We start from the raw sequence: 18072 nt of genomic DNA on the forward strand, positions 1-18072 counted from the left end.
CGGAGGATTCATGAGCCGCTCCGCCGTCCTGGTGGACGCTGACTGGGTCGAGGCCAACCTCGACGCCGACGGCATCGTCCTCGTCGAGGTCGACGAGGACACCAGTGCCTACGACAAGGGCCACATCCGTGGCGCCGTGAAGATCGACTGGAAGCAGGACCTCCAGGACCCGGTCCGCCGTGACTTCGTGGACCGCGAGGGCTTCCAGACGCTTCTTTCCTCCCGTGGCATCGGCAACGACGACACCGTGGTCCTCTACGGCGGCAACAACAACTGGTTCGCCGCCTACGCCTACTGGTACTTCAAGCTCTACGGCCACCACAACGTCAAGCTCCTGGACGGCGGCCGGAAGAAGTGGGAGCTCGACTCCCGCGAACTGGTCAAGGACGTGCCCGCGCGGGAGTCGACGAGCTACCGGGCCGCCGAGCAGGACCACTCGCTGCGCGCCTTCCGCGACGACGTGCTGGCCGCGATCGGCAAGCTCAACCTGGTCGACGTGCGCTCGCCCGACGAGTTCACCGGCAAGCTGCTGGCTCCCGCGCACGTCCCGCAGGAGGCGGCCCAGCGCGGCGGCCACGTGCCGACCGCCCGTAACATCCCGTGGTCCAAGGCGGCCAACGACGACGGCACCTTCAAGTCCGACGCGGATTTGAAGGCGCTGTACGAGGCCGAGGGCGTCGACTTCGGCAAGGACACCATCGCCTACTGCCGGATCGGCGAGCGCTCGGCGCACACGTGGTTCGTGCTGCACGAGATCCTCGGTCAGACGGGTGTGAAGAACTACGACGGTTCATGGACCGAGTACGGCTCGCTGGTGGGCGTGCCGATCGAACTGGGAGAGGCTCGATAATGACGACTCAGGGTTGCGCTGCTCCGGAACAGACGATCGCTCTTCCGGCCGGGATCGACCTGTCGACCCAGGCCGTCATCCAGGGGGTGGTGTCCGGCGCGGGCACTGCTTACGCCCGCCTGCTGGACCACTCCGGCGAGTTCACCGGTGAGGTGGTGGTGTCGGAGGAGGGCATCTTCCGCTTCTTCGCCGCTCCGGGTGACTGGACCGTCCGCATCATCGCGGGTGGCGGCGTCACCAAGGACGTTCAGGCCCAGGCCCGCCTGGGTGAGGTCACCCAGCTCGCCGTGGCTGTCTGACCCCGTCTCACGGCCGAGGGCCGGCACCCCGTTCGCGGGGCGCCGGCCCTCGGTCGTTCCGCACCCGCACCCGCACCTCGTTCGCGGGCGGGCGCGACGAGGACGACTCGGTGGTCAGAGGGATCTGGAACGGAATCCGGCGTTGACCACGTTCGGGTGGACGTGTTGGGCGGCAGGAGGTCGAGCGGCGGGAGAACGTCGGTGACCGCGACACCACATGTCAGCAGCACGGTGCGACCAGTCCGGTGACCGCATGGGTCCTGAGGGTGCCGCTTCGGACTCTCCTTCATGGCGACGGGCCAGGGCGCGGGTAGCCGGACGGCTGTCACCCGGTCCGATCGGGGGATCGAACCGGGTGACGTTGACCATGGCGAGGTGTTTACGCAGCCGCGGGAGGCCGCCCGCCCGGCCGCACAGGACGTCTACCGCGGTTCCTCAGCGTGTTGAGCGTCCTCCGAACGGTCATCCCGCCCAGCAGGAGGGTCCCGGCCAGGAGGATCGCCGCCTCGGTGAGCTGGAATCGCCAGAACCGATCGGCGGGGTGAACGTAGACCACATACCGGTAGCCCTTGTCCAGCAGGCAGCTCTCGAAGGCCTCTTGCTGTCGGGCGCTGTTGCCGCGCGGGCATACCGCCGGCGGCGGCTCGGCCGTCTCCCGGCCGGCCGGATCGAGCCAGGCCCGGTCCACGAGCCTCGCGTCCTTCTCGATCACGGACGCGTAGTCCGAGGTCACCACGCGGGAAGGTGCGGCGTAGTGATCGCTCAGGCTGAACAGCCCGAACGTGACGAGTGAGACGGTCGCGACCACGACCGCCATCGCGGGCAGCGTCCTGCGCAGCAGCGCCCCGGCCGCCGTGCCCAGCGCGAAGGCGAACAACCACCAGGCCGCGGGCATGAGACCGACCATGTTGAAGACGCCGACGTTGCTGAAGACGTCTTGCCTGCCGAAGATCGGCCGCCACGAACTGACCATGGCCGACAGCGCGAGCCCGCCCATGACGACGGCGGCCGAGAGCAGGCCGAGCTTGACCGCCAGCCACTTTCTGATCGGCACGGACTGCGTCCAGGCCAGTTGGTGGGTGCCGCGCTCGTATTCCCCGCCCAGCAAAGGCGCTCCCCAGAACGCGCCGATCAGGGCGGGCGCCACGATGGGCAGCCATCCGAAAACGGTGTAGACCTTCTCGTAACGTTCGTTGAGCGCGGCTTGCAGGTCGCCCTGGGGCAGGGTGGCCTGGTCGGCGCGGAAGGTGCCGGCCTCCATGCCGGAGATGAGGAACATCAGGCCAAGCGCGATTAGCAGCCCGATGGTGATCAGCAGTTGGGGGCGGTGCCGGCGCCAGGTGAGCCAGATCATCTCGGCGCCTCCGCAAGCCTGGGGAGGGCGGCCGATTCGGGGCTGCGCAGGTAAGCCATGACGAACTCCTCCAGCCCCGCCTTCCGCGCCGACCAGCGGGGGTCGAGCACGCCCGCGTCCTTCACCAGCAACGTGACCTGCCTGTCGGTACGGCTGGCGGCGACCACCTGCCCGGGCATGGCGAGGCCGGGCGGCCCGGACAGCATCAGATGCCGTTCCAGCAGCGCATCGACGTCTCCGCTGACCTGCACGCGTCCGCCGTTGAGCACGATCAGCCAGTCACAGGTCTCCTGCAGATCGGAGATCACGTGGGAAGAGATCAGCACTGTCAGTTCGCGCTCGGCGGCCTCGGCCATCAGCGCCCGCATTACGTCATGCCGGGCCAGGGGGTCGAGATTGGCCAGCGGCTCGTCAAGGATGAGCACCGACGGCCGTCGCGCCAGCGCCAGCGTGAGCGCGACCTGCGCCTGCTGCCCGCCCGACAGCTTGCGCGCCTTCCTGTCCAGCGGGATGCCAAGCTCCCGTAGCCGGGATCGCGCGGCCGCGTCGTCCCAGACCGGGTTGGTCTTACGTCCGAACGTGAGCAGGTCAGCCACGGTGAACCCGTGATAGAGCGGCCTGTCCTGCGCCATGAACGCGACGTCTCCGGCCGTTCTGACGGCGCCCCCGGCGGGTGCGAGCAGGCCGGCCAGCACATGCATCAACGTGGTCTTGCCGGCGCCGTTGGGCCCCACGAGCGCGGCGACCCGCCCTCGCGGGATGGCGAACGAGCAATCGCGCAGGGCGCGGACGCTGAGCCCCGTCGTCTCCAGCGCGTTCACGCGACCGCCTCCATGAGCACCGAGTCGAACAGGGCCTTCATGTCGTCCTCATCCAGTCCGGCCTGCCGACATTCGCGCACCCAGGCGACCAGGCCGCCGCGCAACCGGGCATGCTCGGCGAACGTGGCCCCGCCGATGACCCGCTGTACGAACGTGCCCATGCCGGGGCGTGCCATGACCAGGCCCTCCCGCTCCAGCTCGCGGTAGGCCTTGAGCACCGTGTTGGGGTTGATCGCGAGCTTGTCGACCACTTCGCGGGCCGTCGGGAGCTGGTCGCCGGGCTTGATCACACCGAGCCGCATGGCGGCCTTGACCTGATGGACGAGCTGCAGATAGGTCGACACCCCCGATCCCCGGTCGAGATGGAACTCGATCACCGTTTCAAACCACCCTTTCACTACTTCAATAGTGAAAGGGTACATCAACTTCGAGCCCTCCTTCGCTTCCCGATGAACGTCTGGGGCCTGGACTGGTGAGCGCCTCTTCGAGCAGTTCATCGGGAAGCGGTGTTCAACCACGGTGCGGGCGGTGGCGACAACAGAGCCGGAGGGTCGCCGGATGACTCTTGTCATCCGGCAAGGTGACGATCAAGCACCGGCGCCGGTGAACTTTCGCGGCGGGGCATGGCGATCTCTCGGTGGTCGGCCTCTTGGTGGTCAGCAGCAGCCGGGGCTCGCGCTGACGGTGACCGGCCGGGTTCGATCGGCGGTCTCCTCGGTGCTCTGGCCGGTTGCCTGCCCGCAGGCGCAGGGCGCCTGCTGGTTCTCGGGATCGGTGGCGGACTTGCCGAGGACATCGGCGTCGGCCTTGACGACATAGACCTCCCAGGGCTCGGCGCCGGGGCCGTGGACCCAGACCTTGTCCTGCAGGGCGTAGCAGCAAGAGGTGTCGTTCTCCTCGAAGGTGGCGAGGCCGGCCTGAGCCTGCGAGAGCTGGCCGCCTACGTCCCGACGCAGATCAGCGGGGCGATCGGCGGCGCAGTGCTGGCCAACGCCATGTTCGCCCGGCCGCTGGTCGCTTGGTCCACCCACGACCGCTTCGCAGGGCATCTGTGGATCGGCGAAGTCGTGGCGACCGCCACGCTCGTGCTGCTGATCTTCGGCCTCGCTCGTGTCGGACGCACGCAGCCGGCACCGGCCGCGGTGGCATGCTGGATCGGCGCGGCCTACTGGTTCACCTCCTCCACCTCCTTCGCCAACCCCGCCGTCACCATCGGCCGGGCGTTCACCGACACCTTCGCAGGTATCGCCCCGGCCTCGGCGCTCCCGTTCATCGCCGCCCAACTCCTCGGCGGCGCCGCCGGTCTGGGCCTGGTCCATGTCATCTTCGGCCCGCTCGCTCCTACACTGGCCCGCGAGATCTTCGATGCGGCCGTCCCCGCGACCGCTGCCGCTGTCACCTTCGCCGAGCAAGGAGGTTCCCGCCCGTGAGCACCACCGTCCCCTCCGTGCTGTTCGTCTGCGTCCACAACGCCGGCCGCTCGCAGATGGCCGCCGCGTTCCTCACCCACCTGACACAAGGACGCCTCCAGGTCCGCTCAGCCGGTTCGGCTCCCGCCGACACGGTCAACCCGGCGGTGGTGGCGGCGATGAACGAGGTGGGCATCGACATCTCCGCCGAGATCCCCAAGGTGCTCACCGCGCAGGCGGTCCAGTCCTCCGATGTGGTCATCACGATGGGCTGCGGAGACACCTGTCCGATCTTCCCCGGCAAGCGCTACCTGGACTGGCAGCTGGACGACCCCGCAGGGCAAGGCATCGACGCCGTCCGCCCGATCCGTGAGGAGATCGAGTCCCGCGTCCGCGCCCTGATCGCCGAACTCATCGCCCCCGAGACGACCGTCACCGGGCCGGAATGAGCATGCGCATCCAGGCCATGACCCCCGAGCACTCCGCCCAGGTGCTGGCTGTATACCGGCTCGGCATCGACGAAGGACAGGCCACCTTCGAGACCACCGCCCCGACCTGGCAGCACTTCGACGCAGCCAAGCTCCCCGCACACCGGTATGTCGCCCTCGACGACACCGGCCGGGTCCTCGGCTGGGTCGCCGCCTGCGCGGTCTCCGACGGCTGCGCCTATGCCGGCGTCGTCGAGCACTCGGTCTACGTCCATCCTGACGCGCGCGGGCACGGCGTCGGCTCGGCCCTGTTGCAGGCGCTCATCGCCTCCACCGAAGCCGCGGGAATCTGGACGATCCAGTCCGGGATCTTCCCCGAGAACGCAGCCAGCCTCGCTCTGCACGCCCGCGCCGGATTCCGGGTGATCGGCACTCGCGAGCGCATCGGCCGCCACCACGGCGTCTGGCGCGACGTTGTGCTGATCGAACGCCGCAGCCCGACTGTGTCCTGAGCACTCGTCATCGCTCAACGCATCCGGCCGGCCGGTCCAGCCTTCGCCTTACCACTGATTTCTACGCTCAGCCTCCCGGAGGCAGGTCGGAAACGCTCAGCCCCCGGAAGCAGGTCGGAAACGCTCAGCCCCCCGGAGGCAGGTCAGGAAGGGATCTGCCGCAGCACCCGGTAGATGGTGCCGCGGCAGACCTCCAGCGCTCGGGCGACCTCGGCCACGGTGACGCCCTGGGCTGCATACCGGATCCGCGCCGGCCGGATCTGCTCCGCCGGCAGCGTGGCGGCCTGCCGCCCACCCCGCCACGCACCCGGGCGGCCCGACGGCTTACCGGGCGATCCGCTCGCCAACCCAAGATCACATCCGGGCTATGTCGGAACCGGAACGCACGCCGACGCCCTCAGACCGGCCCCGTTCGGCACCTACGTTGACCTCCCCGGGCCGGCCCTGTTCGGCACCTACGTTGACCTCCCCAGACCGGCTTGACGCACGAAACGGTTCCGTTGCGGGTCCACCCCCGAGGCGACGCGGCCCTCGACGCGGTGCAGGGTGTGGGTGTAGTCGGGCTCGGGGGACATGGCCACGGCCAGCCGGAGGTGGGGCAGAGCCTCGGCGTGGCGGTTGGACCGCTCAAGGGTCCTGCCGAGCAGGAACCTGGCGTAGTGGTCGCCGGGTGCGCGCTCGAGCAGGGACTCCAGGGTCTCCCTCGCCCGGCCGAGCTGGGCCGAGCCGAAATAGGCCCGGGCGGCCAGCAGCCGGACGGACGGATCGTCGCCGTGGCCGGCCATCAGCGGCTCCAGGGTCTCCAGAGCGCCGAGGGGGTCCCGGAGGTCCAGCAGCGACTCGGCCTGGCGTAGAAGCCTGACCTCGTCGGGGAGGTCACGCCCGGGGGCGGCCCGCCGTACCAGGTCTTCCAGGATCGCCGGCGGCTGCGCGCCCGCGACCGCCGCCTCGCCCACGACGAAGGTCGGCGAGGTGGCCACGCCGATGGCCTTGCCGCGCAGGATCTGGGAACGGACCTCGCGTGTTCCCTCTCCGGCGTCCAGCGCCCCGGCCATGCCGTCCAGCCCGGCCTCGGCGGCGAGCGCCGCCAGGGTGGCCCGGTCGCCGATGTCGGAGCCGTCGACGAAGTGGGCCTGCAGGATCCGCTCCACGACCGCGTTCTGCAGCGCCGAGCCGCCTCGCTCGTAGGCGAGGGCGATCACCCGGTGGGCGTCGAACGTGTTCGGCCGCAAGACGCCGCCCCAGCGCGGGCCGAGCCCCTCCTCGGCCGCGTCGGCCGCGGCGCGGGCACGGTTCTCCTGCGGGGCCAGGTCGGGGTGGCAGGCGCGCAGGGCGCCGTCGGCGATCGGGTCGCGCAGAGCCTTCTCCAATGACTCGGCCTGCGCCGGAGCCATCGGGTCGATCTGGAAGGGACGCCAGACGATCTCCACGTCCTCGCCGAACTCCGCCTTCTCCAGGCGGCGCTTGCCGATGTGGGCCCAGCCGCAGACCATGTCGGCCCAGACTTCGATGCGCTTCATGACCAGTGCAACAAACGACACCCGTCGTTTATTCGACACCTGTCGTTTAGTCTTGATCTCATGACCGAAGACGATCCACGTGTCCGCCGGACCCGTGCCCGCCTACGTGCCGCCGTCCTGGAGCTGGCCGCCGAGCGCGACCCCGACTCGATCACGGTGGCCGAGATCGCCCAGCGGGCCGAGGTCAACCGGGCCACGGTCTACGTCCACTACCGCGACCGCGACGACCTGGTGCTGGACGCGATGGAGGCGGCCGTCGGCGAGCTGGCCGCCCAGGCCGCGCGCTGCCCCTACCGAGAGGCCGGGCCGGTCCCGGCGGCGCTGGTGGCGCTGTTCGAGCACGTCGGTGCCCGGGCTCCGCTCTACCGGCGGATGCTCGGGCCGTACGGCAGCGCCCGCTTCTGCGCCCGTCTGCGCGAAGCGCTGGTCGCGGAGCTGCACGGCCCGTTCGCGGCGGGCTCCCGGCCTCCGGGCCATGACGACGTGCCGCCGGAGATCCACGCCCACTACCTGGGGGGCGCGCTCATCGGGGTCGTCACCTGCTGGCTGGAGGAGGACCCGCCCCGTCCCGCCGGGGAGATCGCGACGTTCGCGTGGAGCCTGATCCGCTGAGCTCCGCTGAGCCTTCCGGGAGAGTCGCGGTGTTCATGCGGGGCAGGCCCGGTGATCCCGGTGAGGCTCGGTGATTCCGATGGGGCTCGGCGGCGCCGGTGAGGTGCGGTGAGATGCGGCGACATCGATGGGGCTCGGCGGTGGCGGCCGGTCTGGTCCGGCGGCGGCCGGCGACGACAGCCGGCGAGGATCGGGCATCTCGGTGTGGCGGGTGACGTTGGATCGCTACGATTCATCGGGTGTCCGGAACGTCTGTTATGCCCTCGCCCTCGCCCTCGTCGCAAGCCGCCGGCAGGACGCCGGCCACGCTCACGGCCTACTCCCTGCCCGTGCACGTGTTCAGGATCCTCGGCGCCTGCGCTGTCTCGCTGGTGCTGTGGTTCTCGGCGGGACGGGCGGTCCGCTCCACCCTGATGTGGGTGGGCACCGAGATCTCCCACGGTGACTACCAGCAGGCACGGTTCGTCCTCACGATGCTGGTCTTCACACTGATCGTGATGAACGAACTCGTCGTCATGGTCGGCATGCTCCACGCGGTGCGCGGCGCGCTACGGGAGATCCGGGCACGGCGCGCGGACGGCGAGGCCGACGAGAGCATGTTCGGCGCGCTCAACCGGGCCACGCTGGTCTTCGCCACGATCTACATGGCCTGGAGTTTCCACCGGGAGGACGCCCGCCAGTTCACCACGCTCGACCTCCTGAAGCACGCCGACGACGACCTCAAGGGAGCCCTCGCCGGGGTGCCGGTTCAGGGGGGCAACGGGCTGGTCGGGCTGGACGTGCGGCTCTCCCTGGGGATCGCCGTGGTCGCCTACCTGCTGAAGTCGTTGTTCGGCTGGTGGCACACCAACGGCAAGGTCAAGGGCAGTGGCCTGCTCACCACGTTCTTCGAGCTGGCCTTCGCCTTCTACAGCGTCAACGCGATGTTCACCCTCACCGGCGCACGGTCCGACTGGCTGTCGAGCCGGAACGTCACGACCACGGTGAGCGGCTGGATCGAGCAGATCGAGAACGCCATCCCGGGGTGGAAGGAGTTCTGGGCGTGGTTCGGCGAGATCTGGCCGTACATCGTGGACGGGCTGATCGTGCCGCTGACCTGGCTCACGGTCGCCTCGCTCGTCTACGGGGCATTCGCCGAGGACACCCGGGCTGTCGTGCGGGGGACCCGGCTGGACGCCGTGGCAGACCGGATGGAGCAGGCCCACTCCCTGACCCGCAATACCATGACACGGGCCACGACCGGATTCCAGGAGCGCTGGATCCCGCCCGCGAACGCCTTCCGGCTCGCCGCCCGCGGCGGCGCCGCGCTGTTCGGCATGTTCTGCCTGTGCTACGTCGCGCTTCGGGTGGGAGCCGACTACGCCGACCGCGGGGTGCGGACGTTGATCGGCAGCGAGGAACCCTACCTCTGGTTGATCACCGGCCCATCCTTGGACTTCGTCAGGGACCTGATCGTGGCGATGCTGACGACCTGCCTGCTGGCGGCCACGTTCGACATCGCGGCCACCCGCAGCCGTGCGGCGGGGGAGACGCTCACCGCCTGAACAGCAGCACCTGGTCCTGCGGCTCGGTCTTCTCCGTTCCGACCCGTTTGAACAAGTCCTCCACCGACTCCTCTTCCAACGGCACCCGGATCGTGCTGGGCAGGACCTCGACCTCGACCTCGCCGGCGATCTTCTTGGGTACCAGGCTGATCACGTCGTAATCGTAGCCGGTGCCGATCTTGTGGTCCTTGACCTCCACGGGAAGACCTGTGTTGACGATCTGGGCCTGCCAGGTGCGGCCGTCGGGGTGCTTGACCTTGATCGTGGGCTCTCCCCGCCGGAGCACGCCCTCGGCGTTCAGGGACGTCCTGGTCACCGTGATCTTCAGCCACTCCTGTTCGGCCTTGATCGGACGCGCGCCGGGAAGACTGTCCGCCTGCTCGACCCTGACCTTCCAGGACACGTTCATGAGCGTCCCGGCGCCTCCGGCGGCGACGGTGTGGACCTGGTAGGCCGGATTGCCGGTCCGGTAGAAGAGATATCCGTCCCAGGTGGGAATGCCCATGGCCAGCACCACGGCGAGGATCGCGCCGCTGACGCGCAGTGCCGTACGGCGCCGCGGTGATCGAGCGGGGCCGGAGGCCGCGGCGGCCTGTTCGGGCGCCCCCGCCTCGGGTGCCCCCGGAGCCCCGGTCCTGATTCCGGTCCCGGTCCCGGTCCCGGCTGCGGCCCCGGCTGCGGCTGCGGCTGCGGCTTCTGCGACGGCGAGAGGGGAAGCGGGGGCGACCGGTCCGGCGGGCGAGGCCGAAAGGGGACCGGGCGGCGGGGTTCCCGGAACGGCGGGGAACGGCTGGGTCGAGGTGCCCGCGGGCTCGCTCACAGGCTTTGGCGCGGGCGGCCAGACCTGCTCGTCGGAGAAGACGCGCGGGGGGCCGGGCATCCAATGGGCGTCGGCCGGAGGCCGCGGTATCGCAGCTCCGCGGGAACGGCTCCGGGGAGCCTCTGGGCGACGCCGGGCAGCGGTCGGCGGCCCCTCGGGCGCGGGGTGACCGAGGGCCGGAGGGCGGCCGCCGGGTGCGGGCGAGGGGGCGGTGTGGCCGCCGGGTGCGGGTGAGGGGGCGGCATGGGTGCCGGAACCCGCGTGACGGCCCTCGGGGACCGTGGGATGGCCCTCGGCGGTGGGCCATCGGGTCTCGGAAGCGGACCGGTGGGCCTCGGCGGAGGCATGGGCGCCGGGTACGGGCGGTGGGGTGGGCCAGGCCCCGGTGGCGGACCAAGAAGCACCACGGTAGGACTCCTGTGTCGCCGCGGCGGGGAGACGGTCTTCCCCGGCCGGCCCGAGCCACGGCTCTCGCGCCGGCGGCCCGTTCTGCGGCTCCCATGTCGATGGCCTGTTCTGCGGCTCCCGTGCCGATGGTCCGCTCTGCGGCTCCCAGGTCGGAGCCGGAGGCCTGCTTGCCGGGCTCTCCGCGGGAGGGCGGTTCTCCTGGGGGGTGAACCAGTCGAGGCCGTCCTCGTTCTCCGGACGCGGCGTGTCCGTCACTTCTTGCTCGCCAACGGATAGACGTCCTTCGCGTTCGAGATCAGGCGCTGTGCGGCGGCCTCGTCGAGGCCCAGGTCGACTTCCACCTCGGGCAGGAGCGCCTCCCCGATGAACCCGTTCTTCAGGGTGAGCACGATTCTGGAGCCGGGCAGGGCGGCCACCGGAACCTCGAACACCGCCACGCTCTCGGCCCACCAGCCCGTCTGGATGAAGGGGTTGGTGATGGTCAGGGAGGCTTCGACCTTGTCGGTGGCCGTGTAGCGCCTGCCGTCCTCGGTCAGCAGCACGGGAGGGGCGAACTTCTGCGGCGTCCGGTCGGCGGTCGCCGCCACCTCGGCGATCAGGAAGACGCCGGAGGTGGTGGCCTTCCCCACCTGGCCGCTCAGGTCCGTGGTCTGGACTGCTTTGGCGGCGTGCACGGCCTTCACCCGTGCGGAGAACCGGGAGGCGGAGACCTCGTCCCCCACCCCGCCGGTCCAGGTCAGGTGCGCCGAACGCTCCTGCCGGTCCAGGCCGAGCGTCTGCAGGCCCACCGCCGCGGCCGCCAGCGCCGCGCCGGCGGCCAGGACGCCCGCCCGCCGCCAGCGGCTCGGCGGCGCCGAAGCGCGGCCGGTGGCCGTCTCGGACCGGGCCGATGTCACCGGGCTCGTCACCGGGCTCGTCACAGGGCTCCTCCCTGCTTGACGGGGAGGGTGACCTGCGCGACCACCTTGGGCGGGGCGTCGGTCCCGTCGCCGTCCCTCACCAGGTTCCAGTCGGGGGCGAGGGCGAACCCCTCCGACAGCTCGAAGGTGCCGACGTCGAACTGGACCTTCTTCGGCGGACGCTGTCCCGGCGCGAGCTGGTATCTGAGCACGACGGTGGACGTCATCCCCGGCTGCAGCTGCCTGCTCGGCACGCCTTCGTCCGGGACGGTGACGGTCGGGCCGGATTCGCTCTTGATCTCCGGGGTCATCTTCAGCAGCGACTTCGCGAAGGAGAAACCGGGCGTCTTCCCCTGGGTCGGAGCCCCCACGACGGTGGTCTCGTCTCCCTTGTTCGTCACCTTCAGCACGACCTCGAGGAAGTGCTTGGTCGCTCCGCCGTACCGGTCCGTCTGGAGGGCCGTGCGTGACTCCACGAACGTGGTCATGAACTCGCCCTGGTCCAGGTTCGAACCCGGACCGAGCTGCTTGGGAGGTTCTTCGGGGTGTTCGCCGAGGCCCCCGAAGGCCGCGGTGATCCCCAGCCCGGCGGCCATGACCAGGGCGGCGACCGGCACCGCGACCGGGCGTCGGCCTCTGGTCTCGCCGTCGGGGGAGGACGTCATGACAAAGGATGGTAATAGCTGGCCTGCGCCTCATCAGCATCATTGACCCCTTAAGCGACGTTGAACATGGGGAAAATGCAGCAGATTGGCGGGAACGCTGCCCGAATAGGAGGTCCAACTCTTACGCTGTCACCGAGGCGGCGAGAGCCCTATGGCGGAGGTTCCGTGGCGGACGTGCATCCCGAGCATGCGCAGCTCCAGGCGGACCGGATCTACCTGGGCTGGCAATATGCTCTGCTGCACCCTGATCCGGGTCCGGCTCCCAAGCGCCCCTCCCCCGCCGAGGACCCGGCCGACCAGGTCGACCCCGAGTGGGTGCGCAGGGAGCGGCTCAACGAAGACCTGCTGAACCGGCCGGTGAAGATCTTCCGGGTGTTCATGGCCGCGCTCGCCGTGCTGATCCTCCTTCTCGGTGTCACCGAGCTGCTGAGCTGGTCGTTCGCCGCCGTGGGGCTGATCGCCGCCGGCGGGGTGGCCGGCCTGTGCACATACGCGATCCACCAGGGCGACCGGGCGGTCCGCCACCGGATCCGGGAGCGGCAGGCGGTCGGCGACCGGCAGCGGGAGGAGCGCGACAGGCATCTCTTCCACGCCCAGGAGGAGCACGCCGCCCGCTACCGGGAGTGGGCGGAGAAGAAGGAGCGCCACGACCGCCAGCTCACCTGGTACGCGGTGGCCGTGCCGGACGAGATCGACCGGATCGACGTGGCCGGGGGCACGCTGCCCGGCTGGTCGGCGCTGATCACCCTGCTCGGCGCGACCCGCCTCTACAGCGGAGGTCACCTGACCGTGCTCGACCTGTCCGAGGGCGCGATCGCCAAGGACCTGATCGAGCTGGCGGGCAGGGGCGGCGACGATCCGCTGGTCTGGGTGCTGCCGGTGGACCTTCCCAAACTCGACCTGGGCGCGACGCTGGGCCCCGAGGCCTTCGCCGACGTGCTCGCCCACGTGGTGAGCGTCAGCGAGGAGCACCGCACGACCAGGGACCTGTCGTTCGACAACGCGATCCTGGAACGGGTCCTGGAGGTCCTCGGCGAGAACGCCACGATCAACCAGGTCACCGCCGCCCTGCGGGCCCTGGCCCAGGTCGGTGACCCGCGCGACGACCTCAGGTTCGGCCTGATCACCGCGATCCAGCTGGAGCGGATCGGCACGCTGTTCGGCCGGGGCGTCAGCGACCGGGTGGTGATCGAGCGGGCCTGGGCGCTGGAGTCGCAGCTGCGCAAGCTGGAGACCCTCGGCTCCGAGGCGGTACGGCTGCCGCCCGCGCGCCTGCGGGTGGTGTCGATGGACCGGCAGGCGGGCGTGTTCGGCAACCGGGTCCTCGGCACCTACGTGGCCACCGCGCTCACCCACATCCTGCGCCAGTCGCCCGCCTCCGAGCGCCCCTGGTACCACACGATCATCGTCGCGGGCGCGGACAAGCTCCGCGGCGACGTGCTCGACCGGCTGATGGACGCCTGCGAGACCTCCAGGACCGGGCTGGTGCTCACCTACCGGTCGCTAACCCCGACCGTGCGGGAACGGCTCGGCCGGGGGCACGCGGCGGTGACGTTCATGCGGCTGGGCAACGCCGAGGACGCCCGGATCGCCAGCGAGCACGTCGGCACCGAGCACCGCCTGGAGCTCGCCCAGCTCACCGAGACGATCAGCGCCGCCGGCGCCGGGCTGGACGGGGGCTACGTCTCCACCGTCGGCCAGGCCGAGGAGGGCGAGGACGAGCGGGACGTGAGCCGTACGGACCTCAAGGAGGACATCACCGAGTCCACCGAGTGGGGGCGGCGCGCGACCAAGGCGATGGGCGACACCGAGCGGGTGCTGCACCGGTCGCGGGAGTTCCTCGTCGAGCCCCACCAGCTCCAGCAGCTCCCCACCACCTCGGTGATCGTCACCGACGCCACGGCGCAGGGCCGCCGGGTCCGCCTCGCCGACGCCAACCCGGCGATACTGACCTTCCCCAAGACGACTCTCGGGGAGTTCGACGAGATCAGGGACGCCGCCCTGGAGCGCGCCGGGCAGCAGGAGGTCCGCGAGCCGAGCGCCTTCGAGGACGCGCCGCCGAACCTCGGGCCGCCGCCACCCCGGCTGGACTGGCGCAGACGCCAATGAAGCGTCCGTTTGTGGTAATGGCCTCGCCAATGCGGGGGTGCGATCCCCTCGGAAGGTTCGACCTTGGTTGTTGGGGTGACCTGCCCCCGGGGCCCCGCCGGTCCGTACGGCGGAGCGATCCGTGAAGCGTCAACCCCCCGGCATCGAGCCGGGACCCCCGGGTGGAGACCAAATGCAGCCAAGCGTGTCCCGTCCTCCGACCGCCCTGACCGGTCCCTGGTACCGGATCCAGGCGATCACCGCGCCTTCACGCAGCTCGTCGGCCGAATGGGATTTCGTCACCGTCCTGCCCGCCGTGCTCTCCGCGGCCCAGCGCAACCGGCCCTTCGTGGCCGGCTGGCTCTCCCGGGGCTCCGGTGCCCCGCTGGAGCTCATCACCAACGCCGGGCCGCTGACTCCGCCCCGCCCGCCCCGCCGGGCCGCCGCCGAGAGCGAGCCGGCCCCCGCCGGTCCCGAACCGCTGCTGTTCCCCAGCGGCGCCCGAGGCGTGCGGATCGGCGACGAGTGGCTCCGCGACCTGTCCGACCTCGCCTGGACCACCTGTCCGGGGCGCCAGGCTCCGCCGCTCGGCGGCCGCCGCGAGCCGGACGCCGACGAGATCAGGCGGCCCACGCTCTTCGAGTCCACCCTGGTCACGCTCATGTCCCGGCCGTTCGCCTGGCTGGTCGTGGCCGAGCCGACCGACCTGCTGGACGCCGAGGTGGCGCACCTGCGCACCCAGCTCAACGTGTTGAGGCAGTACGGCGACGCCTCCGAGCGCTCACGCTACGACGCCGAGCGGGCCGAGCGGCGCATGCAGGAGCTGGACGCCTTCCGCGAGGCCGGATTGTGGAGCGTGCGCGTGCTGGCCGGCGCCGCCGGGCCCGAGGAACTGCGCCAGATCGCCCCCGTGCTGGTCGGCTCGGCCGAGATGAGCCACCACCCCTACCGCCTGCGCAGCGCGCTGTCCGGCCCGGTGTACGGCTTCGCCGACGCCCTCTCGGTGACCCTGCAGGATCCCGCCGACGGCACCGCGGCCCCTTTCGCGGCCACCGCCGGGGCGCTCGCCGCGCTGGCCGGGCTGCCCCGCCGGGAGGTGCCGGGGGTGCGGGTGCTCGACGCGGGATTCTTCGACGTGACCAGCGAGGCGGACGCCACGCCCGGCGCCCTGACCATCGATCTCGGGTCGATCCTGGACGGGCAGGACAGGGCGGTCGGCTCGTTCAAGGTGCCGCTCGCCACCCTGAACCGGCACGCGTTCATCACCGGGGCCACCGGCTCGGGCAAGTCCCAGACCGTCAGGCACCTGCTGGAGCAGCTCACCGGCGCCGGCATCCCCTGGCTGGCCATCGAGCCGGCCAAGTCCGAGTACGCCGCGATGGGCGGCCGGGTCGAGCATCTCGCCCCGGTGACCGTGATCAACCCGTCGGCCCCGGACAACGTGCCCTTCAGCGTCAATCCGCTCGCCCCGGAGCCCGGCTATCCGGTCCAGGCCCACATCGACATGGTGCGGGCGCTGTTCATGGCGGCCTTCGACGCCGAGGAGCCGTTCCCGCAGATCATGTCGCTCGCCCTGCAGCGGGTCTACGAGGCCAACGGCTGGGACGTGGTCACCGGCTGGGCGGCGCCCGGCGCGGCCGTGCGGCCCGCCGTACCGACCCTTGAGCAGTTGCAACAGCACGCGATGGACGTGATCAACGAGATCGGCTACGGCAGGGAGGTCCAGGCCGACGTCGAGGGCTTCATCTCGCTGCGGCTGCGGTCGCTGCGGGTCGGCTCGGCGGGCCGGTTCTTCGAGGGCGGGCACCCCGCCGACATCGGCGACCTGCTCCAGCGCAACGTGGTGTTCGCGATCGAGGACGTGGCCAACGACGAGGACAAGGCGTTCCTGATGGGCACGCTGATCATCCGGATCGTGGAGCACCTGCGGATGCGGGCCAGGAAGGAGCGCGGCAGCGGGCTCCGGCACGTCATCGTGATCGAGGAGGCGCACCGGCTGCTGCGCGACCGCGGCGCCGGCCGGGCCAGCACGCACGCGGTCGAGCTCCTGGCGGGCATGCTCGCGGAGATCCGCGCGTACGGCGAGGGCATCGTGGTGGCCGAGCAGATTCCCACCAAGCTGGTCTCCGACGTCGTGAAGAACACCGCGCTGAAGGTCGTGCACCGACTCCCGGCCGAGGACGACCGGCAGCTGGTCGGGGCCGCGATGAACCTGAGCGAGGAGCAGTCCCGGCAGGTCGTCTCGCTCCAGCCGGGCGTCGCGGCGGTTTTCGCCGACGGCATGGACCGGCCGCTGCGGGTGCAGGTGCCGCTGGGAGAGGACCGTGAGCGGTTGGTCCCCGGCCACATGCCGCCGATCTGCGGTCGCCGTTCGGCGGCCTGCGGCCAGGAGTGCAGGACCGGCCGGGCGTGCACGCTCGTCGAGCTCCGCGAGGCCGACCTGCTCGCCGACGCGCCCGAATGGGCCTGGCTGCGCATCTGGACCGACACCCTGGTGCTGGCCTTCTGCACCAACCGGCCGGTCCCGGGAGTGCCCCGGCTGCTGGCCGACCTCTGGGCCGAGCTGCCGCTGCGGCGGCGCGAATGCCTGCTGGCCACGGCGGTGGAACGCGGCGTGGGCCGCCGGGCCTGGTCGCTGCGGACCGTCAGCGACCCGGTGAAGCTGACCGAGCAGGTCGCCACGACCGCGACCCGGCTGCTGGGACCCGACCGCGAGGTCGGCGAGCGGCCCGGCCCCGCCTGGGTCATCCCGCAGGTCCGCTGGCTGCACGAGGTGGATCGGCTGTTCCCGTACGGCCAGCCCGCGCCCAGCCCGCGCGGGCCCGCACCGGTCATGGAGTACGCGCTGTTCAACCGCCCGCCGGCCGGCGCCGAGCTGCTCGGGCACCGGGCCAGGGCGCTGCGCCACCACCCGCTCTCCATGGAGGTGGACCGCAACCGCGCGCTGGCCTGGCGGGTGATCCTCGGCGACGACGAGCACGAGGGCGTCGACCGGGACATCCTCACGGTGACGATCGGCATCGACCCGGCCGAGCGGCTCCGGCACGTGGCCCAGATGATGGGGGCCGGGTGGATGGAGAGTGTGCTGTCGTGGCCGCGCCGGTTCGTGCTGCCGTTCGACGCCACGTCGGCGGAGCCCGCCGAACTCGCCTTCAGTGAGTAGTGACATCATCACTGTGTGGAGCGATTTGTCGTGATCGTGCTGGCCGCCGCGCTGGTGGCCCTACTCGTGGTGTATCTCGTCAGGGGACCCACCCCGTCGTCCGGGCCGCGGCCGAGCCCGGCTCCGGCGCCGACGACGGCGGCCCCGGCGCCGCCCGGGGCGCTCCGGGAGCCCGGCCCGCCGGCGAACGCCGACCGGATGAGGGTCCTGCGGGTCTACGACGGCGACACGATGACGGTCGTCCCGACCGGCGGCGGAGAGGGGCGGCCCGTACGGCTGATCGGCATCGACACCCCGGAGCTGCGCCCCGCCCAGTGCTACGCCAAGCAGGCGGCGCAAGCGCTGCGGCGGCTCGCACGGCCCGGTTCCACGGTCACGCTCGCACCCGACAGGACCAAGAAGGACCGCTACGGACGCTGGCTCCGCTACGTCTGGAACGACAGGGGCGTCTTCGTCAACGGCGCCCTGGCCCGTGAGGGCGCGGCGTACGCCCTGGCCGTCAAGCCCGACGTCACCTACCAGGACCTGTTCGCGGTCCTGGTGCGACAGGCCCGCGCCGAGCGCCGGGGACTGTGGGGAGCCTGCCCGAATCCCCGGCCGCCGGTGCACGGGACGCGTTCCTCGTGAGCCGGTGCGCGGCGTCGCCGAACGGGCCCAGCGCCCGAGCACGGCTAGGATCT

19 protein-coding genes are annotated in these 18072 nt (G+C 71.1%); 10 read left to right on the forward strand and 9 right to left on the reverse strand.

The window, feature by feature from the left end; all coding sequences use genetic code 11:
* Positions 1–10 precede the first annotated feature (10 nt).
* Both ACQPYK_RS05000 and ACQPYK_RS05005 read left to right on the forward strand, forming a co-directional pair.
* Complete coding sequence (locus ACQPYK_RS05000; protein WP_433250915.1) at positions 11–850, forward strand: sulfurtransferase; 840 nt, start codon at positions 11–13, stop codon at positions 848–850.
* Positions 850–1149 carry a DUF1416 domain-containing protein gene (locus ACQPYK_RS05005; protein ID WP_433250918.1) on the forward strand — a complete coding sequence of 100 codons (300 nt, stop codon included), beginning with the start codon at positions 850–852 and terminating at the stop codon, positions 1147–1149. Before ACQPYK_RS05000 ends, ACQPYK_RS05005 begins: the two co-directional genes overlap by 1 nt.
* 379 nt (positions 1150–1528) lie before the next feature.
* Here ACQPYK_RS05005 and ACQPYK_RS05010 read toward each other — a convergent pair whose 3' ends face one another.
* The 4 genes from ACQPYK_RS05010 to ACQPYK_RS05025 form a co-directional block, all read right to left on the reverse strand.
* A complete protein-coding gene (locus ACQPYK_RS05010) occupies positions 1529–2503 on the reverse strand; it encodes a hypothetical protein (RefSeq protein WP_433250921.1) in 975 nt (324 codons plus the stop codon).
* Positions 2500–3324 carry an ABC transporter ATP-binding protein gene (locus ACQPYK_RS05015; RefSeq protein WP_433250923.1) on the reverse strand — a complete coding sequence of 275 codons (825 nt, stop codon included), beginning with the start codon at positions 3322–3324 and terminating at the stop codon, positions 2500–2502. The genes ACQPYK_RS05010 and ACQPYK_RS05015 overlap by 4 nt, the downstream gene beginning before the upstream one ends.
* Positions 3321–3701 (reverse strand): GntR family transcriptional regulator, encoded by a 381-nt coding sequence (locus tag ACQPYK_RS05020; RefSeq protein WP_433250926.1) that lies wholly within the window; start codon positions 3699–3701, stop codon positions 3321–3323. Before ACQPYK_RS05020 ends, ACQPYK_RS05015 begins: the two co-directional genes overlap by 4 nt.
* Positions 3702–3980: 279 nt before the next feature.
* On the reverse strand, positions 3981–4355 hold the full coding sequence (locus ACQPYK_RS05025) for a hypothetical protein (protein WP_433250929.1): 375 nt from the start codon (positions 4353–4355) through the stop codon (positions 3981–3983).
* Between the two features lie 36 nt (positions 4356–4391).
* On the opposite strand from ACQPYK_RS05025, the gene ACQPYK_RS05030 reads away from it, so the two are divergent.
* From ACQPYK_RS05030 to ACQPYK_RS05040, 3 genes are read left to right on the forward strand one after another with little or no spacing between them, the layout of a single operon-like run.
* The gene (locus ACQPYK_RS05030) at positions 4392–4754 is read left to right on the forward strand and encodes a hypothetical protein (protein WP_433250932.1); all 363 of its coding nucleotides are present in this window, start codon (positions 4392–4394) and stop codon (positions 4752–4754) included.
* A 56-nt stretch (positions 4755–4810) separates the two neighbouring features.
* Positions 4811–5182, forward strand: coding sequence for an arsenate reductase ArsC (locus ACQPYK_RS05035; protein ID WP_433258696.1), 372 nt, complete (start codon positions 4811–4813; stop codon positions 5180–5182).
* The gene (locus ACQPYK_RS05040) at positions 5179–5673 is read left to right on the forward strand and encodes an N-acetyltransferase family protein (RefSeq protein ID WP_433250935.1); all 495 of its coding nucleotides are present in this window, start codon (positions 5179–5181) and stop codon (positions 5671–5673) included. Before ACQPYK_RS05035 ends, ACQPYK_RS05040 begins: the two co-directional genes overlap by 4 nt.
* A gap of 143 nt (positions 5674–5816) precedes the next feature.
* Here ACQPYK_RS05040 and ACQPYK_RS05045 read toward each other — a convergent pair whose 3' ends face one another.
* Positions 5817–6020: a helix-turn-helix domain-containing protein gene (locus tag ACQPYK_RS05045; RefSeq protein ID WP_433250938.1), complete on the reverse strand. Its 204-nt coding sequence runs from the start codon at positions 6018–6020 to the stop codon at positions 5817–5819.
* A 108-nt stretch (positions 6021–6128) separates the two neighbouring features.
* Positions 6129–7193 carry a DsbA family protein gene (locus tag ACQPYK_RS05050; RefSeq protein ID WP_433250941.1) on the reverse strand — a complete coding sequence of 355 codons (1065 nt, stop codon included), beginning with the start codon at positions 7191–7193 and terminating at the stop codon, positions 6129–6131.
* A gap of 60 nt (positions 7194–7253) precedes the next feature.
* On the opposite strand from ACQPYK_RS05050, the gene ACQPYK_RS05055 reads away from it, so the two are divergent.
* Both ACQPYK_RS05055 and ACQPYK_RS05060 read left to right on the forward strand, forming a co-directional pair.
* Positions 7254–7805 carry a TetR/AcrR family transcriptional regulator gene (locus ACQPYK_RS05055; RefSeq protein ID WP_433250944.1) on the forward strand — a complete coding sequence of 184 codons (552 nt, stop codon included), beginning with the start codon at positions 7254–7256 and terminating at the stop codon, positions 7803–7805.
* 239 nt (positions 7806–8044) lie between these two features.
* On the forward strand, positions 8045–9349 hold the full coding sequence (locus ACQPYK_RS05060; protein ID WP_433250947.1) for a hypothetical protein: 1305 nt from the start codon (positions 8045–8047) through the stop codon (positions 9347–9349).
* Here ACQPYK_RS05060 and ACQPYK_RS05065 read toward each other — a convergent pair.
* From ACQPYK_RS05065 to ACQPYK_RS05075, 3 genes are all read right to left on the reverse strand, one after another.
* Positions 9339–10229, reverse strand: coding sequence for a hypothetical protein (locus ACQPYK_RS05065; RefSeq protein WP_433250950.1), 891 nt, complete (start codon positions 10227–10229; stop codon positions 9339–9341). The two genes, ACQPYK_RS05060 and ACQPYK_RS05065, sit on opposite strands and share 11 nt — an antisense overlap.
* 599 nt (positions 10230–10828) lie before the next feature.
* Positions 10829–11497, reverse strand: coding sequence for a hypothetical protein (locus ACQPYK_RS05070; protein WP_433250953.1), 669 nt, complete (start codon positions 11495–11497; stop codon positions 10829–10831).
* Positions 11494–12141 carry a hypothetical protein gene (locus ACQPYK_RS05075; protein ID WP_433250956.1) on the reverse strand — a complete coding sequence of 216 codons (648 nt, stop codon included), beginning with the start codon at positions 12139–12141 and terminating at the stop codon, positions 11494–11496. Before ACQPYK_RS05075 ends, ACQPYK_RS05070 begins: the two co-directional genes overlap by 4 nt.
* Before the next feature lie 165 nt (positions 12142–12306).
* Here ACQPYK_RS05075 and ACQPYK_RS05080 point away from each other — a divergent pair, with 165 nt between their 5' ends.
* From ACQPYK_RS05080 to ACQPYK_RS05090, 3 genes are all read left to right on the forward strand, one after another.
* On the forward strand, positions 12307–14250 hold the full coding sequence (locus ACQPYK_RS05080; RefSeq protein WP_433250959.1) for a hypothetical protein: 1944 nt from the start codon (positions 12307–12309) through the stop codon (positions 14248–14250).
* 184 nt (positions 14251–14434) lie between these two features.
* Complete coding sequence (locus ACQPYK_RS05085) at positions 14435–17392, forward strand: ATP-binding protein (RefSeq protein WP_433250962.1); 2958 nt, start codon at positions 14435–14437, stop codon at positions 17390–17392.
* Positions 17393–17407: 15 nt separating this feature from the next.
* Positions 17408–18019, forward strand: a complete 612-nt coding sequence (locus ACQPYK_RS05090) for a thermonuclease family protein (RefSeq protein WP_433250965.1) — start codon at positions 17408–17410, stop codon at positions 18017–18019.
* Positions 18020–18072 lie beyond the last annotated feature (53 nt).

This window comes from Streptosporangium sp. CA-135522, assembly GCF_050949235.1.
Lineage (GTDB): Bacteria > Actinomycetota > Actinomycetes > Streptosporangiales > Streptosporangiaceae > Streptosporangium.

What these genes read in the sequence shown, in the direction of transcription:
- ACQPYK_RS05000 (WP_433250915.1), top strand. Translation starts at nt 11, where the DNA reads ATGAGCCGCTCCGCCGTCCTGGTGGACGCTGACTGGGTCGAGGCCAAC.
- ACQPYK_RS05005 (WP_433250918.1), top strand. Translation starts at nt 850, where the DNA reads ATGACGACTCAGGGTTGCGCTGCTCCGGAACAGACGATCGCTCTTCCG.
- ACQPYK_RS05010 (WP_433250921.1), bottom strand. Translation starts at nt 2,503, where the DNA reads ATGATCTGGCTCACCTGGCGCCGGCACCGCCCCCAACTGCTGATCACC.
- ACQPYK_RS05035 (WP_433258696.1), top strand. Translation starts at nt 4,811, where the DNA reads ATGGCCGCCGCGTTCCTCACCCACCTGACACAAGGACGCCTCCAGGTC.
- ACQPYK_RS05040 (WP_433250935.1), top strand. Translation starts at nt 5,179, where the DNA reads ATGAGCATGCGCATCCAGGCCATGACCCCCGAGCACTCCGCCCAGGTG.
- ACQPYK_RS05050 (WP_433250941.1), bottom strand. Translation starts at nt 7,193, where the DNA reads ATGAAGCGCATCGAAGTCTGGGCCGACATGGTCTGCGGCTGGGCCCAC.
- ACQPYK_RS05055 (WP_433250944.1), top strand. Translation starts at nt 7,254, where the DNA reads ATGACCGAAGACGATCCACGTGTCCGCCGGACCCGTGCCCGCCTACGT.
- ACQPYK_RS05065 (WP_433250950.1), bottom strand. Translation starts at nt 10,229, where the DNA reads ATGCCCGGCCCCCCGCGCGTCTTCTCCGACGAGCAGGTCTGGCCGCCC.
- ACQPYK_RS05075 (WP_433250956.1), bottom strand. Translation starts at nt 12,141, where the DNA reads ATGACGTCCTCCCCCGACGGCGAGACCAGAGGCCGACGCCCGGTCGCG.